Below are 19,935 nucleotides of genomic sequence, written 5' to 3' on the forward strand. Positions count from 1 at the left end.
GGCCGCTACGCTGGCCGCTTGAACGCCTTGCGGGCCTTTTCGCTGGCGGCGTGGCAATGGCAATCGGGGCTGTGGTCATTCACCATGCCGACTGATTGCATGAAGGCGTAGACCGTGGTGGGCCCGACGAACTTCCAGCCCAGCTTCTTCAGCGCCTTGGACAGGGCCTCGGATTGCGCCGAGGTCGAGGCGCCACGCGTGGACGGCGCCCCCTTTGGCGCCTCGAAGCGCCAAAGGTAGGCGCCCAACGAGCCCTCACGCTCGATCATCTCCAGCGCGCGGGCGGCATTGTTGATGACGGCTTCGATTTTGCCGCGATGGCGCACGATGCCGGCGTCGGCCAGCAGCCTCAACACTTCTTTTTCGCCGAAGCGCGCCACCTTGGCGGGCTCGAAATTGGCGAAGCCGCGGCGGAACGCGTCGCGCTTGGACAGGATGGTGCGCCAGCTCAAGCCCGACTGGAATCCCTCCAGGCAGAGCTGCTCGAACAGCGCACGGTCACCGCCCTCGGGGTAGCCCCACTCGGTGTCGTGGTAGGCCATGTATTCGGCGGACGTGTCCACCCAGCCGCAACGGACCAGGCCGTCGGGGGATTCGGTTTTGGCGTTCAAGGGCAGGCTCCTGGCCGCTATCGGGGCTACCGATGCTACCGCAGCAACGTCCCCGATAAAAGAGCAAAAAAATCATGGCGGCCGCCGATCATATCCCGCTAATATTTGCAGCCCTGATCCCGCGCCGGCCCTGTCCACGCGCGTCCCGGCGCTGTACGGGGGCCTGCCTCACGCGGCCCGTTTTGCGAGCTTGCCGGGGCCTGGACAGGTTTTCAGCCTTCCGCGCTCCATGACCCTGCTAGAGTCCTCGCTCGTCTCCTTCGTCTCCCCCGCCGTGCTGGCAGGCGACGACCCGGCCGCCAACCCCTGTCTGGACTGCGGGGCATGCTGCGCGCATTTCAGGGTGTCGTTCTATTGCGGCGAACTGGCCGGCGAAAACGGCGGCCAGGTGCCGGTGGAACTGGTCACCCAGATGAGCCCGTTGCGCGCCTGCATGAAGGGCACGGAAACCGGCGGCGGCCGCTGCATCTCGCTACGCGGCGAACTCGGCCAGCCCGGCATCCATTGCGCCATCTACGAAAACCGCCCCACGCCCTGTCGGGAATTCGACATCTGGATGCCGGACGGCTCGCCCAACCCCGATTGCCAACGTCTGCGGCTGGCGCTGGGGCTGTCCCCGGTACCCCCGAGGCCAGACGCCGAGAACGATCCGCAAGGCCCCATGCACCCCAACCAGCCCGCCGCGGCCTGAGGCGGCAGCTTTCAGCCCGCGCAGGAATGGCTGGTTTGCGCCAGCATGGCCGGCGCCGGATGGGTATCGGCGTCAGGCAAGCGCGAGCGTCTGCGCATCCGGACGATGTCCGGGTCCTTGCCCAAAAACCCCAGGACGTTGCGCATCACGCGCTCGCGTTCCTGGTCCACACAGATCATGTGATAGCTGTCCTGCAGCATCACCACCGTCGCCTCCGGAATGCGCCGTCCCAGGAAATGGGCTGAACGCGGACTGGTCAGCTCATCCTCTTCCGCGTGCATGATCAAGGTGGGACAGCGCATGCGCTCCAGCCCCCGCTGAACCATGCCGCGCAGCCGGTCCACCTGGCGCACGCAAGCCAGCGGCACCCACTGATAATGGAAGCCGTCGCCGCGAGCAAAGCCCGCCTTGATGAAAGCGCGCACCAACTCGCTCTTCACACCGTACGGGTCCTCTTCGCGCACCCGCATCCGGCGCGGCACGCCCGGCAGGCGGTACACCAGGTAACGCAAGGCCCGATACCAGGGCGTGCTCCATCCGTCCAGGAATACCGGCGCGGACAGCGACACCAGCGCGCCCCGCCTGTGCGATTCACGCTTGCACAGTTCCACCGCCAGCAGGGCGCCCAGGCACATGCCGATGACGTGCAGCACCTCGTATTGCGCGCAAAGTTCGCGATAGCGCTGCGTGACCACTTCCATCCAGTCCTCGACCCTCACATCCAGCAGGTCTTCCGGACAGCCGGCATGGCCGGGCAAGGTCACGCCATGGGGCTCGATCCCGGCGCGCGCCAGCACCTTGTGCATGGCGCCCATGTCGAATTCGGTGCCGCCCAAGCCGTGGATGAGCAGCGCGCCGACGCGTTGCTGGCTCACGGCTCGCTCCTGGCCGGCGGCAACGGAAGGAAAAACAAGTCATTCATGAAACACCCCTGATGCATGGCGGGCAGGACAAAAAGGCCTGTCCGACCCTGGCGTCATACTAGGCAAGGGGTGCCTGGGAAGATCGGCAAAACTGTCGGAGAACCGTGAAGATCCGTAAAGCCCGCCGCGAGGGCCGCGCTACTCGCGTTCGGCCAGGTAGCGCGTGGGCGTCATGCCGAATGCGGCGCGGAAGCTGCCGATGAAAGCGCTGGTGCTCTCGTAGCCCACCGACAGGCCGGCTTCGGTGACCGAGCCGCCGCGGCACAGCAGCTCCAGGGCGCGCAACAGGCGGGCCTGCTGGCGCCACTGTCCCAGCGTGACGCCGGTTTCCTGGCGGAAACGGCGCATCAGCGTGCGCGAGGACATGTTCAGCCGCTGCGCCCATTCGTCGATGCCAGCGGTGTCGTCGGGCCGGTCCAACAGCGTATTGGCAAGATCCTGCAAGCGCGCGTCGACGGGCATCGGCAGCAGCACGGGCTCATGCTCGCGCTGCTTGAGCTCTTCCAGCAGCACGTCGAACAACTGCTCCTGGTAGGCGGGAGACAACACGGTGTTCGGCTGGACCGAGGTAAAGCGGTCCATCAGGGCTTCGATCAACCTGGACGCCGGCCAGGAGCGGCAGCGGTCCGGCAGGCGCCCGCAGGCATCGCGACGCACATACAGGAACGAGCCGCGCGCCTCGCCGAACCAGCGCGCGCCATGCTGCACGCCCGGGGGAATCCAGCCCAGGCTGCCCGGCATCACCGTCCAGACCTGGGCGCCCGCCTGCACCACCACCAGCCCCTCGTGCACCAGCACCAGCATGCCCTCGTCATGGACATGAGAGGGCACGTCGATACCTTTGGATTCGCGTCGCCCGTGGACGCTGAACGGCGTCAGCAATACATCCGGCAGGGGGGGCGCAACGGCCACGTGAAGCATGGTTGGCAAGTTTGAGCTACAGGTTGACGGTTTCCGGCGAGCGGATCCAATTGGAAATGTACATCATTCTCACCTGGATATCAGCCCCGCAAGGAGAACCCCCATGGACCACTCAAGACTGCGCCATGCCGGCATCAAGGCCACCTTCCCGCGCATGAAGATCCTGGATCTCTTCTATCAACACGCCGGCCTGCACATGAGCCCGGCCGACATATACCGCAGCCTGCTCTCGGACAGCAGCAACATCGGCCTGGCCACGGTTTATCGCGTCATCACGCAACTTGAAGGCGCCGGCCTGCTCAAACGTACTCAGCTCGACGCCCACACCACGGTGTACGAGCTGAATGACAAGGGACACCACGACCACCTGGTCTGCACCGATTGCGGACGGATCCTGGAGTCCAGCGACCCGGCCATGGGCCAATTGGTCAGGAAGATCGCCAAGCGCAGCGGCTTCCTGCTGGACTCCTACAGCCTGGTGCTTTACGGCCATTGCGGCTGCAGCAAAGACGCTGCCGCCCATCCTCACGGAGAATTCGAATGAACCAAGAACAGTTTTTCTTCCATGACCTGTCCCAGTTTCCCATTGTCACTTCCAGGCATGGCGGCGCGCCCGACGGCTATTCCGCCAGCTGGATACGCGAAATGGAGATGCTGGTGGACAACCCCCAGAGCTTCGTCATGGTCGTGCCCGACATGCGGCAGGAAGCCGGCCAGGCGGACCGTAAGGCCATGATCGAATGGCAGACCGCCAACATGCCGCGCCTGAAGGCGCGCTGCCGCGCGTTCATCGCCGTGGAGAGCAACGCCGAGGCGCTGGACAAGATCCGCAAGCGCAGCGAAAAAATGACCCATGCCTTCGGCATGCCATTCCTGGCCGTAGCCACCGTCGGCCAGGCGGCGCAATGCGCCCGTGAATTGCTGGGCCAATCGGGTCCGGGGGGCTTCATCGTGGATTAACGGACCTGCCGATTTAAGAGTTGGCCGCCAGCGCCGTAGTCCATTGATGTGATGGCGCTGGTACCCGCCGGGTAGCGCGCCCCTCCAACCTCAGGACCGGCTGCCCTGCATGAATCGCGCTCTCGCCTGCATTTTTTGCCAATCGACGCTTGCGCAAGGCGCCCCGCTGCTCGAAAAGAATGGCGCGGCCATCTGCAGGGCTTGCGCCGACAGCTTCTCGGCCCTGTTCGCCGAGCGCGCCTGGACCATGGCGGCCAGCCTGCAGGAACAGCTCGACGTGCTGCTGGAGGAAAGCAGGCGTGCCCTGGCCCACAGCGAATTGATGTCGGAGCGCGCGCGCAGCTGCGGCCTGAGCCTGCACGATCTGTCAGCCATGCCGGCGCGCACCCTGTCCTGAAACTTCCCGCCTGATCCCGTCGTCAGCGCCCTCCCCCGATGATTTCCACGCGCTGAGCGCCACGCTGACTCGCGCCCTGCATGTCGGCCGCCATCATGGACGAGCCAGTCCTGCAGGATCCGTGAAGACCGGATTCTTCCGCACCGCCCCCCCTTCCTTGCCAGAGGCGATCATGGCGTCCCGGGTGGCGATCAGGCAATCGATGAAGCACTCGGCGGCTGGCGTCGGCGGCGATTCCTTCCGCGCCAGGATCGAGATGCGGGCAGAGGGCAGCTCGTGCGCCAATGCCATCATGCGCATGTTCGACGGCAGGAGATCGTGCTCGAACAACGGGCGCACGAAGATTCCCAGCGCATCGCTTTTGGCCATGATGGCCAACGCAACCGCCACCGAATGACAAGATATGGTGTCGCGCGGCAGGGACAAGCCGTGCGCGGCGAAGGCCATCCTCAACAGGTTTGCAGGCGCTTCCGAGTTGCCTGGCACCAGCCAAGGCGCGTCGTGCAGTTCAGCCAGGCTGCGGGCCTTGCGCAAGGGGTGACCAAGACGCGCGCCGACCGCGAGCGGCAGCGTGAACAACGGACGGTGCGCGAAACCGTCGCTGATCTCTCCGTCGTACTCCGTTTGCACGAGAAAATCGTAGCGGCCCAACTCGAGCTGCTCGTGGCTATAGGGCGGCGCGACTTCATTGAACGAAACCGCCACGCGCGGCATGCGTGCGCGAAAAGCGACCAGCGCGTCCGGCACGACCACCAGCGCCGCTGAACTTACGGCCAAGTTCAACGTGCCGCCTTCGCCATCGCGCATCTGTCCGATTTCCTCGCGAGCCCGGCGGGTCTCCTGCATGATGACGATGGCCCGCTTGTACAGCGCTTCCCCGTAGGTAGTCAGCTCCACGCCCTTGACGCTGCGGCGCACCAGCTCGACTCCCACGCTCTGTTCCAGCTCGCGCAAGCTGCGTGTCGCCGCGGGCTGGGTTACGGCGAGGGCGCGTGCCGCGGCGCGAATGCTGCCATGCTCGGCAATCAGCGTGAAGGCGCGCAATTGGCGTAGGTTCATGCGTTCGGCTCCGGCGGATTTGTAGAGATATAAAAAAACAGATCGCGGCTCCCGATTTCTGTCATTTTCATGAAATGGCAACCGTATGGCGCCTAAATACATGCCGCTCAGGTATCTGCGCTGAGTTTCCTGGGTAATTTACCCTATAAAAAAAAGTATTCATCAGAACCTAAATTCTGTCTTTTTCTTATTCCCAGGCGTCCTTATAGTGCCCTCGAAGAGGAGTCGAAGGCCCGGAACCACGGACCGGCCCCTCTTAACAGACACGAGGGGACACCATGTCTATCGCAATCGCTGCCGCCGCATCCGGCGCGCTCCACCCGCCGCCATGCGCCGGCGGGTCATCGCCGGCACCACCATCGGCAACGCACTCGAGTCGGCACCTGCATTCACGATGCCGCCTGAACGCTTCCCAAAATCCGTGCGTACGACGGCTGACCGTTCCCAACCCTCTTTCCGACGCGCAGCTCCGCGCCTTGAAAGAAATCCTGACCTGTAGGGCCGATGTTGGCGCATCCCCGTTGGGAACCCTGACCGGTGAGTACGAAGCCCGCCCGTACCAATTTATCGGCCCCAACAATTTCACGCCTGAAGCCTGTGGCGCTTTCCATTTTTTGATTACCCATAGGCCTGATCCCCAGGCTGCTGTCGCCTGGCAAGAGTCAACCGCGTACAAGGAACTCCAGGGCATCGGCGCCGTCACCTCCGACACCTTCATGGCCATGCCCCAGACTCGCCCGCGCGACCATCTGCGCGACGACAAGTTGCAGCGGGAATGGACGCTGCAAGGCCAGCCGCAGGCCACGGCCACCTGACAGCCACCCGGCCCAAGCAGCCCGAGACATATGCAATGCAAGCCGACGCCCAGTCCATCCATGACTGCCAACGACATCAGGTCGAATCAGTGCAAAAAAAGGGGGTCAGCACTACATGAAAATGTGTTCACCAAAACAAATTTTCTGTCTTTTTCTTATCTAAGGGCATCCGTATAGTGCCCTTCGGGGAGAGGCCCAAGGCCCGGAACCACGGATCGGCCCCTCCTCAAACAGACACCAGGGGAAACCATGTCTATCGCAATCGCAGCAGCTGCGCCCAACGCATTACATACGCCGTCCATGCGCCGGCGCGTCATCGCCGGTACCACTATCGGCAACGCACTCGAGTTCTTCGACTTCACCGTTTTCACTTTCCTGATGCTGGTGCTCGGCCCGCTGTTCTTTCCGGCCGCATCGGGCTACGGCCAATTGCTGTTGACCACCGCCACCTTCGGCGTGGGTTTCCTGATGCGCCCGGTGGGCGGCATGTTGATCGGCTCCTATGCCGATCGCCACGGCCGCCGCGCAGCCATGACGCTCACGCTGTGGATGATGGGCCTGGGCTGCGCACTGATCGCCGTGGCCCCCACCTATGCGCAAATGGGCATGGCCGGTCCGGTCATGATGGTGCTGGCCCGTCTGATCCAAGGCTTCGCCGCCGGCGGCGAGGTCGGAGCCTCGACCACCCTGCTGGTCGAACACGCGCCGCGCGGCAAGCGTGCCTTCTATTCCAGCTGGCAGTTTGGCAGCCAGTCGCTGGGCGTAATGCTTGGAGCGCTGGTCGTAACGCTGCTGACCATGGGGCTGACCACGGAGCAGATGCAGGCCTGGGGCTGGCGGGTACCGTTCGTGATCGGCATCCTGACCGTGCCCGTGGGCGCCTACATCCGCCGCAACCTCGAGGAAACGCTAACGAGTTCGCCCCCGGACTCTGGCAGATCCCAGCCTGCGGCACCGCACCGTGCCGTCCCTCACCAGCCGTTGCGCCGCATCTTTGCCGAGTACAAGCTCACCATACTGAAGGGCATTCTGCTGTTGATCGGCGGCATGGTCAGTACGCAGATCCTCAGCTTCTACATGCCAGCGTACGCCAACCGGGAACTGGGCTTGCCGGCCACGTCCACGCTGTCGGCCAGTGTCGTGTTCGGCGCGGTCGGCTTCCTGATTGCTCCGTTCGTCGGCAAGCTTGCTGATCGATACGGCCGCAAGCGCGTGATCTTCTGGTCCCGCCTCGCAACCCTGATCGTCCTGCTCCCCTGCTTCCAATGGCTGATGGCCGCGCCCAGTACCGAGCGGCTGATGCTGCTCGTCGCCCTGTTCGCGCTGCTGGTGGCGCTGCAATCGGCGCCCGCATTCACGATGCTTCCTGAGCTCTTCCCCAAGGCCGTGCGCACGACCGGCATGTCGGTGGTGTATGGACTGGGCATCTCAGTGTTCGGCGGCTTCGCGCAATTCTTCGTGACCTGGCTACTTCACGTGACCGGAAACGCCATGGCGCCGGCTTGGTTCCTGATGGTGGCCATAGCCCTTTCCACGGTAGTGCTGTTCTGGATTGAAGACCGCACCCATGACGACATCGACGGCCAGGAGGCCTAATGCAGTACGGTTCCAGCTACTTTTCCCGCAGCTACGAAGAAGCGCGCCACCGTTTCGTGCTGGCGGCCAAACCTCTGGCCACGCAGTTTCAATCCTATGTCATCGCACCTGCCGGCCGCGCAGGCGAAGCCCTGGCGACCGACGTCGCGCTGATCGGTCCCGCGGACGCGGAGCGGCTGTTGATCATGACCTCCGCCACGCACGGTGTGGAGGGCTTCTGCGGTTCGGGCTGTCAACTGGCCCTGCTGGACGATGGCGCCATGCTGGAGCGTGCCCGCAGGGCCGGCGTGGCCTTGCTGCTCGTGCACGCCGTCAACCCTTATGGATTCTCCTGGTTGGCGCGCACCAACGAAGACAATGTCGACCTGAACCGCAATGACCAGTCCTTCGACGGGCGGCCCCTGCCCCAGAACGCCGGGTATGCAGAAGTACATGAGCTGCTGCTGCCTGCGCAATGGCCCCCCACCGTTTCAAACATCGCCCGGATCGATGCCTATATCGCCGAACATGGCCCGGCGGCGTTTGCGCAAGTCGTGACGCGTGGACAGTACACGCACGCCGACGGGCTGTTCTACGGCGGCACGCACCTCACCGCATCACTGCTGAATCTGCGCCATATCCTGCAACAGCACGGCAGCCGCAGCAAGCATATTGGCTGGATCGACGTGCACACAGGCTTGGGCCCCCGCGGACATGGCGAAAAAATATACGCGGGGCGCCGCGACGCAGCCGCGGTCGCGCGCGCGCGCCAATGGTGGGGCAGCGATATCGCTGTTCCCTACGAAGGCAGCTCTGCATCCGCGGACATCACCGGCCAGTTGGCGGGCCTGATCTACCAGACATGCCCGGACGCCCTGCACACACTGATGGCGCTGGAATTCGGCACCCTACCCTTCGACGCCATGATCGAAGCGCTCCGCGGTCGCAACTGGCTGCTCGCGCATCCTGAGGCCGACGACGCCAAGCGCGACGCCATTCTGAACGCCACGCTGGATGCGTTCTACAGCAACGCCGCCGACTGGCACGGCATGATTCTGGGCCAGAGCCGCGTCGCCATCCTGCAGGCGCTTTCCGGTCTGCAGGAGGCTTGATGCGAACCAGCGCCAGCTACTTCTCCCGCAGCTATGCCCAGGCGCGCGAGCGCTTTGCGCTCGCCGCCAGGCCACTCGCCGACTCATTCCACTCGTATGGCATCGACCACGCAGGCAGCGAAGGCGAAGCGCTAGCCACCGACGTCGCCTACATTGGCGATCCCGACGCCGACCGACTCCTCATCATGACTTCCGCGGTGTTGGGAGTGGAAGGATTCTGCGGCTCGGGCTGTCAACTGGCGCTGCTGGACGACAGCGTCATGCTGAGCCGGGCACGCCAGGCCGGCGTGGCCTTGCTGCTGGTGCACGCGGTCAATCCTTACGGCTATTCGTGGCTCGCGCGCACCGATGAATACAATATCGACCTGAACCGCAACGGACTGCCCTTCGATGGACGGCCGCTGCCCATGAACCCGGAGTACGCCCGGATACACGATCTGCTGCTGCCCGAGGAATGGCCTCCCACGCCATCCAACCAGCAATTGATCGCTCAGTACATCGCCGAACACGGCCAGTCCGCTTTCGCACAGGCCGTGTCACGCGGCCAGTACACGCACGCCGATGGCCTGTTCTACGGCGGCGACCGCCCGGCGGCATCGCTGTTGAACCTGCGCCGCATCCTGCACGAGCATGCGCGCACGCGTACCCATATCGGCTGGATCGACGTACATACCGGGTGGGGGCCCCGCGGCCATGGCGAAAAGCTCTATGCCGGCCGGCGCGACGATGCCGAAGTCACTCGCGCGCGCCAATGGTGGGGTAGCGACATCACTGTCCCCTACCAGGGAAGCTCGGTGTCGGTCGATATCTCAGGCCAGCTCGCCGATCTGATTTATCAAGCCTGCCCATTGTCCCTCCCGACCTCGATGGCCATCGTGTTCGGGGCCGTGCGTTTCGACGCCATGGTGCATGCACTATGCGGCCGAAACTGGCTGCACGCGCATCCCGAGGCCCCCAAAGAATTACAACGGACCATTCTGCAAACCACGCTGGACGCGTTCTATTGCAACGAGGCGAACTGGCATGGGATGGTGCTGGGGCAGACCCGGGTGGCGGTGCTGCAGGCGCTGTGCGGCCTGCAGGTAGCTTGATACAGAAAACCGAAAGGATTGCGCCAGTGCTTCCCGTCCTCGCGGCCCGGAAGATGTTGGCTTCATCTCAAGACACGGAGGTGCATCACATGGACCGGTCGGGCTTTACGGAAGAACAGATCAGACACGCGCTGAAGCAGGCAACGCTGGGCGCGCCGATATCCGACATCTGCGCGCGCATGGGTGTGAGCGAAGCGACTTTCCATGCCTGGAAAGCGCATTACGACGGGCTGGCAACCTACGAGCTGAAACTGTTGAACAGGCTCGAAAGCGAGTGCAATCGTCTTGAGCGCTTGATCGCCATCCTGGCGCTGAACAAGGTAATACTGCAAGACACGCTCGGGGCAAGGGACTAGGGCGCATGCGACGCAGCGCATCCTCCGCTACGCCTCCGGCGCGTTGAAATCTCTTCGTCTGCACTGTTCTTTTGAAATCCCTGAATCGCTACACGGTTGCATATGTCATCGGCGTGCTGATCCCGGTCAGTGCACTGATCGGCATCCAACTGATCCATAGCTGGCACGCCCATGCGGCGGCGCGCGATGCCACGTCAAGCCTGTGCGTCGTCCAGGGCACGCTGGACGCGATGGCTGCCGTCCTGATGGAGCGCGGGTCGATGAATGCCGCGCTGATAGAGGGCCAGCCCGTATCCGAGGCCAGGCAGCAGGAGTTGCAACTCGCTCGCAGCGCCAGCGACGGCAGAATCGCCGAACTGCTGGAGCTGCACCAGACCCGTAACTGCGACGGCTGCCGGGACGCCCGGGGCACGATCCAGCATATCGCGCGAACCTTGGCCCAAAACCGCGCCTTGGCAGATCAATTGATTGCCAGGCGACGTGCACTGATCAGTGCCCAGGAACTGAACGACGTGGTGGTGATCATGGCCGGACTCATCCCCGCGCTGGAGGAGACCGCACTCGATAACTCTGCCGTTGTGATCCGCAATGAAGTCGAAAGCCCCGGCCTCATGACCATTGCCCTGCTTGCGGCGGGCCTGCGCGAACAGGCCGGCCTGCTGGGGTCCGCCTTCATGCCTGCCCAAGTTCAGCGCCGTCCTCTTAGCGACGAGGAAGCGCAACGCATCGAGCAACAACTGGGCCGCGTCGCCCAACTGCGCGCGCTGCTCGAAGTACAGCTTTCGACTCATGCGGACCTTGAAACCCGAGCGTATCCGCGGGTCCAGTATGAATACTTTGGCACAGGCCTGGAGTACATTTCGGCGCTACGCCACGCTCCGCCAGCAACCGCCGACTCGCCGCCCCCGGAAGCCGGCACGCAGGAACGTTATGTTCCACTGATGCAATCCATTGTCGACTTCCGCGATGAAGTGCTGAACGTGTTGCGCAAGCTGCTGGAGCGCCAACGCGTCAATGCGCTGACGGAACTGGTCACAACCACCACGGTCGCGATCGTGCTGCTGCTGGCCGCCACCTGGGGATTCACCAAGTTCCGCTGGCGTCTGATACGCCCATTCGTCGTGGCCACCGAAATCATAAACTCCCTCAACGACAACGCCCCCGCGCCGATCTCTGCCGCCGGCTATCGCAAGGAAGTCCGCAGCCTGTTCGATGCCATCCAGACATTGAAGGACAACGCCATCGCCAAGTCTCGCGCGGAGCATGAGCGTGAACGGCTCATCGCCGATCTGGCGGCGCTGGCGGAGACGGACTTCCTCACGGGCTTGCTCAATCGGCGCGCGTTTCACGCGCGTGCCGAAGCCTTATGCGCCAGCCTGGATGAACCTGGACAGATGCTGACCCTGATCGTCTTTGACATCGATCATTTCAAGCGCATCAACGATTCCTACGGCCACGCAGGCGGCGACAATGTTCTGGTGGCCGTGGCGCAGGCATGCCACCAGACGTGGCGCCGCTCCGACATCGTGGCGCGAATCGGCGGAGAGGAATTCGCGGTGCTGTGCACCGTCCGCAGCTCGGCGCAGGCCAGCGCAATGGCGCAAAGCATGCGGCGCCGCATCGAACGCCTGGCTGTGCCGTTGGACGGCAGGACCATAGATTCGATCACCAGCAGTTTTGGAGTCGTCTGCGCGCACGCGGATGAAATCCACGATATCGACGCGCTACTGAAGCAGGCGGACGAACTGCTCTATCGCGCCAAGGCCTCCGGCCGCAATTGCGTCATCACGCAATCCGACGACGCCTGAGCCCTACGCAAAGCTGCGCGTGCACAGCGCCGCTCCCGATCTGCGGATCGCCACAAGATAGAAAAAAGTACTCGGTGGAAAAAAATTTCTGTCTTTTTCTGCGCGCGGCGCGTCCGTATAGTCCGGACAGAGCAAGCCGATACAGAAATTCCATTTTGAAAGCGAAATAGCAATGAAACCGTCAAACCTGAAGATGCGTACTCGCCTCGCCATGGGCTTTGCAATGATCATGGTGGCGCTGCTCTTGTCTGGCGTGCTCGGCACGTTCGGCATCCGGGAGTTGGAGCAGGATGTCTACCAGATCACCGCCATCAACAATGAACAGCGGCGCCTGGCCATCGATATGCGCTATCAGGTGCAGGAACAGGCCATCGCGATCCGCAACATCCTGCTCCTCACGGATCCGAAAGTGTTGAAGGCGGAAGAGCTGCGGGCAAATGAAGCGGAAAAGCTCTACAACGAATCGCGGGATCGGCTGGGCCGCATGTTCTCAAGCCGTTCCAACACCACCAGCGAGGAAGGCCATCTGTACGCCGCCGCGGGAGTCGCGCAACAAGATATGCGCTCGCTATTCGTCCGCGTTCTGGAGGAAGGCTTGATCGGCGACCGGCTGAAAGCTCAGCATCTGTTGGAAGATGAATTGCGGCCCAAGCAGCGCGTACTCCAGGAGACCCTGTCCACACTCGCCGCACTCGAGACGCAGCTCAATGACGCGCGCGCGGCGGATACCCGAGCCCTCGCAAACCAGTTGCAGTGGGCCGTGGGAACAACCGTCATCATCGCGCTCTTGCTGGGCGTAGCTGCAGCCTGTCTCACGGCACGCAGCATTCTGCGCCAATTGGGAGGCGATCCCGGCGATGCACAACTTCTGGCGGTGAACATCGCCGATGGTGATCTGAGCAGCCGACTGCAGCTCGATCCGCGCTATGACCACAGCCTGATGCATGGGCTGGAAACCATGCGGTCGCGCCTGTCCAGGATTGTCGATGCGATCAAGTCTTCCGCCGCATCCATCTCGACGGCGGCAGGTCAGATTGCCCAAGGCAATGCCGACCTGTCGCACCGCACTGAAGAGCAGGCAGCCTCATTGGAAGAGACTGCGGCCAGCATCGAACAGCTGACATCCACCGTGCGCCTGAATCAAGACAATGCGGCCAGCGGCGATGAACTGGCCTCCGATGGCGCCAGGGCTGCGGAGAAAGCGGGCGGCGTTGTATCCGAGATGCTGGCGGCCATGACAGAGATCTCCGCCAATTCCGATAAAGTCGGGCAGATCGTGTCGCTGATCGAGAGCATTGCCTTCCAGACCAACATACTGGCGCTGAACGCGGCAGTGGAAGCCGCAAGAGCCGGAGATCAGGGCCGGGGCTTTGCCGTGGTGGCCGGAGAGGTCCGCGCGCTGGCTCAGCGCAGCGCCACATCCGCCAGGGAAATCAAGGATCTGATCGAGACCTCGGCTTCCGTAGTCCAGGCAGGCAGGGATCTCGCCGTACGCGCGGGCCAGGACATGGAAGACGTCGTCACATCCGTCATGCGCATGAAGACAATAACGGGAGAGATCGCGACTGCCTCGCGCGAACAGGCCATCGGCCTCGAACAAGTCAACGTGGCTGTCGCCCAACTGGATTCCGTGACGCAGCAGAATGCGGCCTTGGTCGAGGAATCCGCGGCGGCGGCGCTCTCGATGGCAGAGCAGGCGCGGGATCTGCTGCAGGCGGTCGAAGTGTTCAAGACGGCATCGTCCGTCACTGCACGGCCTGTACCCATGACCGAGCCGGCGCTCATCGCGTTCGCTGCATCGACGTAAGAGAATCGCAGGGGGGGCCGCGATCCCCGCCGCTTTCGACCGCTCCTGCCCCAACTGTTCAGTAAACCGGACACCAATGAAAAACGCCGCTAGAGATAGCGGCGTTTCTTCTTGGTGCAGCATTGCTTGGGCAGCGCTGCTGTGTACTGCGGGAATTGGGATGGTGGGTTGTGCGAGACTCGAACTCGCGACCAACGGATTAAAAGTCCGCTGCTCTACCGACTGAGCTAACAACCCGACCGAAGCCAGAAATTATGGCCGATTTGGTGTGGTTTGTCAAAATTCGATGCAACAACCCTGAGCTGGCTCCCACCCTCAATGAAAACGGCCGCTCTCGGCGGCCGTTCAGGAGACTGCTGGCGCTTGGACTTACCAGGCGGCCACGACGGCACCCTTGTACTTGGTCTCGATGAACTGCTTGACGGCCGGGCTGTGGTAGATGGCGATCAGCTTGGCAAACTCGGGGCGGTCCTTGTCCTTTTCACGCACGACCAGCACGTTGGCGTAAGGCGAGTCGGGCGCTTCCTGGGCGATGGCGTCCTTGGCCGGATTCAGGCCCGCTTCCAACGCAAAGTTGGTGTTCACGGCCGAGGCGTCGGTGTCGTCCAGCGAGCGCGGCAACTGGGCGGCGTCCAGTTCGATGAAACGCAGCTTCTTGGGGTTCTCGACCACGTCGATCGGGGTCGCCTTCAGGCCGACGTCGGGACGCAGCTTGATCAGACCATTGGCCTGCAGCAGCAACAGGGCGCGGCCGCCGTTGGTCGGGTCGTTCGGCAGCGCGATGCGGGCGCCCTCCTTCAACTCGGACAGCGACTTGATCTTCTTGCTATAGATGCCGATGGGGAAGATCACCGTCTTGGCGATGCTGACCAGCTTGTAGCCGCGGTCGGCGTTGGCGTTGTCCAGGTAGGGCTGATGCTGGTAGCTGTTGGCGTCGAGGTCGCCCGCGGACAGCGCCACGTTGGGCTGCACGTAATCGGTGAACTCGATGACCTGGATGTTCAGGCCCTGCTTGGCGGCTTCCTGCTTCACCACATCAAAGATCTGGGCGTGCGGGCCGGCGGTCACGCCGATCTTCAGCGGCTTGTCCTGGGCCAGCGCGGGCTGGGCGAAAACGGCGGCGCCGAGTGCGAACGCGGCCAGCGACTTCAAAACCTTGATGCTCATGTTGCGATATCCCGAATGTCGGAAGTGAGGAGAAATTGATGCGGCGCCGGCAGGATCAGCGATGCGAGATGCGGCGTACGTAACGGTCGCCCAGGCTCTGGATCACCTGGACCAGAACGATCAGCACGATGACCACGGCAGCCATCACGTCAGATTGAAAGCGCTGGTAGCCGTAGCGGATAGCCAGGTCGCCCAGACCGCCGCCGCCGATGGCCCCGGCCATGGCCGAGTAGCCGATCAGGCTGACGACCGTAACGACGGTGGCGGCGATGAGGCCGGGCAAGGACTCGGGCAGCAGCACCTTCATGATGATCTGCATCGGCGATGCGCCCATGGCGCGGGCGGCGGTGATCAGGCCTGGGTCGACTTCACGCATGGCGTTTTCGGCGATGCGGGCCATGAACGGAATCGCGGCGACCGACAAGGGCACGATGGCGGCGGTGGTGCCAATGGAGGTCTGGGCCACCAGGCGCGTGAACGGAATAATCGCGACCATCAGGATGACGAACGGAACCGAACGCGTGGCATTGATCACCGCGCCCAACGCGTGGTTGACGGACTGGTTCTCGAGCATGTTGCCGCGGGCGGTCACCGTCAGGATCACGCCCAGCGGAATGCCGACCACCACCGCGATGGCGCTGGCCACGCCCACCATCAGCAGGGTATCAAGCAGCGACGTAATAAGCAGGTCGATCAGTTGCGGACTCATGAGCTATTTCTTCAACGGTAATGTCACGGGCGGCCAGCGCGGCAATCGCGTCCTTGACCGAAGCTGGCGCGCCTTGGGCCAGCACGAACATCGTGCCGACGGCCACGCCCTGAATGTCTTCCACGCGCGCCTGGATCAGGCCCACGTCCAGGGAAAACTGTTTGTACAGGTCGGACAGGAAGGAACCCGACGCGTCGGTACCGGTCAAGGACAGGCGCAGCAGGCGCACCGCCTGGCCCGGCTTGGCGGCCACGAGCGCCTGGATGCGTTCCTTGACTGCCGCCAGCGTGGCGTCAGTCAGGTCGGACGCGGTAGCGGCCGACACCATGGCGCGGGTCACTTCGTGGCGCGGCTGCGCGAACACTTCGCGCGTGCTGCCCATTTCGACCACTTCGCCCTGCGACAGCACGGCGACGCGGTCGCAGACCTCGCGCACGACTTCCATCTGGTGCGTGATCATGACCACGGTCACGCCGGTCTTGCGGTTGATGTCGCGCAGCAAGGCCAGGATGTTGTGCGTGGTTTCCGGATCCAGCGCGGACGTGGCTTCGTCGCTGAGCAGCACGTCAGGATTGTTGGCCAGGGCGCGCGCGATGCCGACGCGCTGCTTCTGGCCGCCGCTGATCTGGCTGGGATAGCGATCGCGCAGATGCTCCAGGCCCACCAGCGCCAGCAGGCGCTCGACGCGGGCAGGAATCTCGGCCTTGGCCACGCCGGCGATTTCCAGCGGCAGCGCAACATTGCCGTACACCGTGCGGCGCGACAGCAGGTTGAAGCCCTGGAACACCATGCCGATGCGGCGGCGCTGCTCGCGCAGTTGCGCTTCGTTCAGGCCGGTCAGGGACTGGCCGCCGATGGCGATCGAGCCTTCATTGGGCCGCTCCAGCAGGTTGATGCACTGGACCAGCGTGCTTTTTCCGGCCCCGCTGGGGCCGATGATGCCGAAGACCTCGCCCTGCTGGATGTGCAGGTTGATGCCGCGCAGCGCCTGGAATTCTCCATGCGGCGTGGCGTAGGTCTTGGATAGGTTCTCGATCTGAATCATGGCAAGCGATTTTGTATCTTTTCTCTTCTACAGAGAACGACTGTTTCTTTCATTTTTAATAACTATAAGTAATATAAAAGCCCGAACCCGCATCCGGTTGCGTCCCTAAGAAGCACATGCCATAACGCGGAAAGGGCAGTCAGGAAGGAAAGCCTTCCTGACTGCCCAGTTTTTGCAGGACCGGCCGCAGCCGGTTTTTTCAGCGTGCGCGCGAGATCCGGACTTCCGCGCCGCGGCGCTTGACCTCCAGACCCTCGGACGGAGAAATGCGCAGGCCTTCCAGTCCCTTGATGTAGCTGGAGCCCTGCATTTGCATCACGCGGATCTTGTTGCGCATGACGACCGGATTGTGCACGGGCATGCCGAACATCCAGACCTCGTCCAGAATGCGGGCCGAGTTGAACTCGCCCGTATGCTGCGCCGCCGGCCCCAGACAGAGCATGTGCCCCTCGCGGCCGAACACCGGGAACTGGCCCAGTTCGCAATCGATGGTCCAGGTGGTACCGCCTTCGTAGCGGTGCCCCGTGTTCAGGTCCCACCAGGCTTCGCCCTTGGGCAGGTACACGCGCACCTGCTTGCCGGGTTCCGTGACAGGCGCCACCAGCAGGGCCGGGCCAAGCAGGTACTGCAAGTCCCAATCATGCGAGACGGGATCGTTCGGGAACGACATGGCCATCGACCGCTGCACCGGCAAGCCGGTGCGCGCGGAGTCCTCGATGGCGCCCAGCACGTAGGGCACCAGGCGGTAGCGCCATTGCATCCAGGTCTTGGCGTGCGCCAGGGTTTCTTCGCCGAAGTCCCAGGGCATCAAGCCGTCCACGCCTTGGAAGGCGAAGTTCGACGAGAACACGCCGGCCGTCAGCCAGCGCAGATACAGTTCCGGCGTCATGCCCGCACGGTCGCGCGCGGCCGAGCCGATGCCGTGCACCTGGACGGGCAAGCCGCTGGCGCCGATCGACAAGGCGGTGCGCAGGGTGTGGCGCAGCCCTTCCCAGGTGTTTTCAGCCTGCGGCCCCACCTGCCAGGGCAGGCGCTGGGCGGCGGGAAACAGGTCGGAGCTGGGCACCACGCCTTCCGGCGGGACCTTCAGGCCGGCGACCGCGTCGAACAGCGCGCGGCGCACCAGCAGCGGATACATGCTGCGTAGCGCAGGGCCGGTTTCGCCGTTGCGGGCGGTGACGCCGTCAGGGATGGCGATCTGGGCGTCGCACGCGGGCGCGTCCAGGCCGTCTTCGACCAGTTGGCGGTGGCGCTCCACCCACAGGTTGTAGATGTCGCGGTAGGTCAGGTCCAGCAGACCATAGGGCTGTCCCGAGGTGGCGGCGTTGCCGTCGAACACCTGTGCCGAACCGTCGTCCTTGGCCAGCAGCCAGCCGCGGTCTTCGAGTTCCTCGAACAGCGGACTGGTCTTCAGCACGCCAGGGAAACCGGTAGCGGCGACATGCACATGGTGCTTGTGGAACAGCGCCAGCATCTGCTTGGCGTCAGGGAAGCGCTGGGCATCCCATTCGAAAACCGTCTTGTCCGACTGGAAGCCCCAGGCCGCCGGCTGCGCCAGCGTCACGGCATCCACCGGGATCTGGTTTTCGCGCATGCGGGCCACCAGGGCAACGGTGTCCGTGGGCATCTCGCCCGGGGCCTGCTGCAGCCATGCACCCATCGCCCACAGCAAGGGCTGGCCCGCGCGGCCGGTCAGGGCGGTGTACTGGTTGAGGATTTCACCAGGTTCGCCGGCGAACAGGAACACGTCCAGCACGACGTCGTCCACGGTCAGCACGTAGGCGGAATCCGCGGGCGCAACGCCCACCGAATGCTCTACGCGACGCATCGTATTGACGTAGACGCCCCAGCCGCGCGGGCTCCATGCCAAAGGCAAGGCGCGGTGCTCGGGATCGTCGGAAACCACGGACTCTTCGCGGCGGTTCAGGTCGCCCGGGGTTTCGCCCAAGCCGTACACGCGTTCATCGGACTGCAGCGTGAAGCCCGCCGTCCAGACGGCGTCGTCGGCCTGGTCCAGCGCGTTGTGCCCGAATGCGGCCGTATGCGCGGATACCTCGGACTCGAACACCCGCTCGTCGTTGCGGTAGATCGCAACACGCACGGGGTTGGAGAGGATTTCCAGGGATACGTCGCCCTGGGTGATCCGCCAGCCCTCCCCATCGTCGCGCGGAGCGATAACGGCTTCGCCCACGGCCTCTTGGCGCGCGAGCAGCATTTCCGCCACGGCGCGAGCACGCGCGCCGGGCTTGTCATCAGTAAGGTGATTCGCCTCGCCGCAGCGCAGGCGAAAAACACCAGGCGCATGCGCCTCGACTACCAGGTGCAACCCATCGCCCGCGTCGAAATCGATGCGACTGGGGCGGGACGTCAGCAGCTCGACATTTTCGAGCTGGGTAGTATGGGCAAAGTCGAACTTGGGCGGCACAGAGCATCCCCCGGCTTAAGCCAAAAACCATCAAAAGACGCTATTTTGACGGATTTGGGCTTTGAAATAAACTCGGTCCCTCTTTTGGATTGCAAACTCATCCAAAAAAGGGGTCTAAAGCCTTCGACCAGCGCCCCCCGAAAGGAGCGGCCTTCGAACCGCCAAAATGCCAGGTTCGGGGGCAACTCAGGCCAATTTGGCGCCAAATCCTGGCAATTCCTGCCATTCTACGCCACCTGGGACATGCCCCCCAGCGCCCCTGCCGGCTTTTTTTCATCGTGGCGAAATAAGTTGCGTCAGGTCCGTTTCCAAGGGGGACGGCTCGCCGGCCAGGCGCGCGGCAATCAGGTCGCCCATGAGCGCCGACCACGACAGGCCGCGCGATGCGTAACCGACGGCCAGCCACAGGCCCGGGGCCTGGGGTAGCTCGCCTACCGCCGGCAGCCGCCCCGGCAGCACGGCC

19 protein-coding genes, 1 tRNA gene and 1 pseudogene are annotated in these 19,935 nt (G+C 63.6%); 11 read left to right on the forward strand and 10 right to left on the reverse strand.

All coding sequences use genetic code 11. From position 1 onward, the window contains the following. Positions 1–5: 5 nt before the first annotated feature. A complete protein-coding gene (locus tag VIR09_RS28035) occupies positions 6–611 on the reverse strand; it encodes a DNA-3-methyladenine glycosylase I (protein ID WP_332015837.1) in 606 nt (201 codons plus the stop codon). A 229-nt stretch (positions 612–840) separates the two neighbouring features. Here VIR09_RS28035 and VIR09_RS28040 point away from each other — a divergent pair, with 229 nt between their 5' ends. Next, positions 841–1,302: a YkgJ family cysteine cluster protein gene (locus VIR09_RS28040; protein ID WP_332015838.1), complete on the forward strand. Its 462-nt coding sequence runs from the start codon at positions 841–843 to the stop codon at positions 1,300–1,302. 11 nt (positions 1,303–1,313) lie between these two features. Here the strand turns inward: VIR09_RS28040 and VIR09_RS28045 are convergent, their stop codons facing one another. Together VIR09_RS28045 and VIR09_RS28050 are read right to left on the reverse strand one after the other, a co-directional pair. Further along, positions 1,314–2,177: an alpha/beta hydrolase gene (locus VIR09_RS28045; RefSeq protein WP_332015839.1), complete on the reverse strand. Its 864-nt coding sequence runs from the start codon at positions 2,175–2,177 to the stop codon at positions 1,314–1,316. Between the two features lie 186 nt (positions 2,178–2,363). Then, positions 2,364–3,146, reverse strand: coding sequence for an AraC family transcriptional regulator (locus VIR09_RS28050; protein WP_332015856.1), 783 nt, complete (start codon positions 3,144–3,146; stop codon positions 2,364–2,366). 103 nt (positions 3,147–3,249) lie between these two features. On the opposite strand from VIR09_RS28050, the gene VIR09_RS28055 reads away from it, so the two are divergent. The 3 genes from VIR09_RS28055 (at position 3,250) to VIR09_RS28065 (ending at position 4,503) form a co-directional block, all read left to right on the forward strand. Next, positions 3,250–3,690 (forward strand): transcriptional repressor, encoded by a 441-nt coding sequence (locus tag VIR09_RS28055; protein ID WP_332015840.1) that lies wholly within the window; start codon positions 3,250–3,252, stop codon positions 3,688–3,690. Next, on the forward strand, positions 3,687–4,106 hold the full coding sequence (locus VIR09_RS28060) for a hypothetical protein (RefSeq protein WP_332015841.1): 420 nt from the start codon (positions 3,687–3,689) through the stop codon (positions 4,104–4,106). Before VIR09_RS28055 ends, VIR09_RS28060 begins: the two co-directional genes overlap by 4 nt. 109 nt (positions 4,107–4,215) lie before the next feature. Further along, on the forward strand, positions 4,216–4,503 hold the full coding sequence (locus tag VIR09_RS28065; protein WP_332015842.1) for an MSHA biogenesis protein MshH: 288 nt from the start codon (positions 4,216–4,218) through the stop codon (positions 4,501–4,503). Positions 4,504–4,596: 93 nt separating this feature from the next. Here the strand turns inward: VIR09_RS28065 and VIR09_RS28070 are convergent, their stop codons facing one another. After that, positions 4,597–5,562, reverse strand: coding sequence for a LysR substrate-binding domain-containing protein (locus VIR09_RS28070; protein ID WP_332015843.1), 966 nt, complete (start codon positions 5,560–5,562; stop codon positions 4,597–4,599). 278 nt (positions 5,563–5,840) lie between these two features. Here VIR09_RS28070 and VIR09_RS28075 point away from each other — a divergent pair, with 278 nt between their 5' ends. The 7 genes from VIR09_RS28075 to VIR09_RS28105 all read left to right on the forward strand — a co-directional run bounded on the left by VIR09_RS28075 (position 5,841) and on the right by VIR09_RS28105 (position 14,126). Next, the gene (locus VIR09_RS28075; RefSeq protein WP_332015844.1) at positions 5,841–6,377 is read left to right on the forward strand and encodes a hypothetical protein; all 537 of its coding nucleotides are present in this window, start codon (positions 5,841–5,843) and stop codon (positions 6,375–6,377) included. A 249-nt stretch (positions 6,378–6,626) separates the two neighbouring features. Next, positions 6,627–7,973 carry an MFS transporter gene (locus tag VIR09_RS28080; RefSeq protein WP_332015845.1) on the forward strand — a complete coding sequence of 449 codons (1,347 nt, stop codon included), beginning with the start codon at positions 6,627–6,629 and terminating at the stop codon, positions 7,971–7,973. After that, positions 7,973–9,064, forward strand: coding sequence for a M14 family metallopeptidase (locus VIR09_RS28085; protein WP_332015846.1), 1,092 nt, complete (start codon positions 7,973–7,975; stop codon positions 9,062–9,064). Before VIR09_RS28080 ends, VIR09_RS28085 begins: the two co-directional genes overlap by 1 nt. Further along, on the forward strand, positions 9,064–10,155 hold the full coding sequence (locus VIR09_RS28090; RefSeq protein ID WP_332015847.1) for a M14 family metallopeptidase: 1,092 nt from the start codon (positions 9,064–9,066) through the stop codon (positions 10,153–10,155). Before VIR09_RS28085 ends, VIR09_RS28090 begins: the two co-directional genes overlap by 1 nt. 26 nt (positions 10,156–10,181) lie before the next feature. Further along, positions 10,182–10,511, forward strand: a complete 330-nt coding sequence (locus VIR09_RS28095; RefSeq protein ID WP_332015848.1) for a transposase — start codon at positions 10,182–10,184, stop codon at positions 10,509–10,511. Positions 10,512–10,582: 71 nt separating this feature from the next. Beyond that, complete coding sequence (locus VIR09_RS28100) at positions 10,583–12,319, forward strand: GGDEF domain-containing protein (RefSeq protein WP_332015849.1); 1,737 nt, start codon at positions 10,583–10,585, stop codon at positions 12,317–12,319. A 172-nt stretch (positions 12,320–12,491) separates the two neighbouring features. Then, a complete protein-coding gene (locus VIR09_RS28105; RefSeq protein ID WP_332015850.1) occupies positions 12,492–14,126 on the forward strand; it encodes a methyl-accepting chemotaxis protein in 1,635 nt (544 codons plus the stop codon). 161 nt (positions 14,127–14,287) lie between these two features. Here the strand turns inward: VIR09_RS28105 and VIR09_RS28110 are convergent. The 6 genes and pseudogenes from VIR09_RS28110 to VIR09_RS28135 all read right to left on the reverse strand — a co-directional run. Continuing rightward, a tRNA-Lys gene (locus tag VIR09_RS28110) sits at positions 14,288–14,363 on the reverse strand. A 132-nt stretch (positions 14,364–14,495) separates the two neighbouring features. Further along, complete coding sequence (locus VIR09_RS28115; protein ID WP_332015851.1) at positions 14,496–15,293, reverse strand: MetQ/NlpA family ABC transporter substrate-binding protein; 798 nt, start codon at positions 15,291–15,293, stop codon at positions 14,496–14,498. 55 nt (positions 15,294–15,348) lie between these two features. Next, positions 15,349–16,002 (reverse strand): methionine ABC transporter permease, encoded by a 654-nt coding sequence (locus VIR09_RS28120; protein ID WP_332015852.1) that lies wholly within the window; start codon positions 16,000–16,002, stop codon positions 15,349–15,351. Further along, complete coding sequence (locus VIR09_RS28125) at positions 15,959–17,047, reverse strand: methionine ABC transporter ATP-binding protein (RefSeq protein WP_332015853.1); 1,089 nt, start codon at positions 17,045–17,047, stop codon at positions 15,959–15,961. The genes VIR09_RS28120 and VIR09_RS28125 overlap by 44 nt, the downstream gene beginning before the upstream one ends. Before the next feature lie 199 nt (positions 17,048–17,246). After that, the gene (locus tag VIR09_RS28130; protein WP_332015854.1) at positions 17,247–19,472 is read right to left on the reverse strand and encodes a glycoside hydrolase family 31 protein; all 2,226 of its coding nucleotides are present in this window, start codon (positions 19,470–19,472) and stop codon (positions 17,247–17,249) included. Between the two features lie 273 nt (positions 19,473–19,745). Further along, a pseudogene (locus VIR09_RS28135) lies at positions 19,746–19,935 on the reverse strand (FAD-dependent cmnm(5)s(2)U34 oxidoreductase); the annotation flags it as partial.

Source organism: Achromobacter sp., assembly GCF_036567245.1.
In the GTDB taxonomy this organism is placed as follows: domain Bacteria; phylum Pseudomonadota; class Gammaproteobacteria; order Burkholderiales; family Burkholderiaceae_B; genus Achromobacter.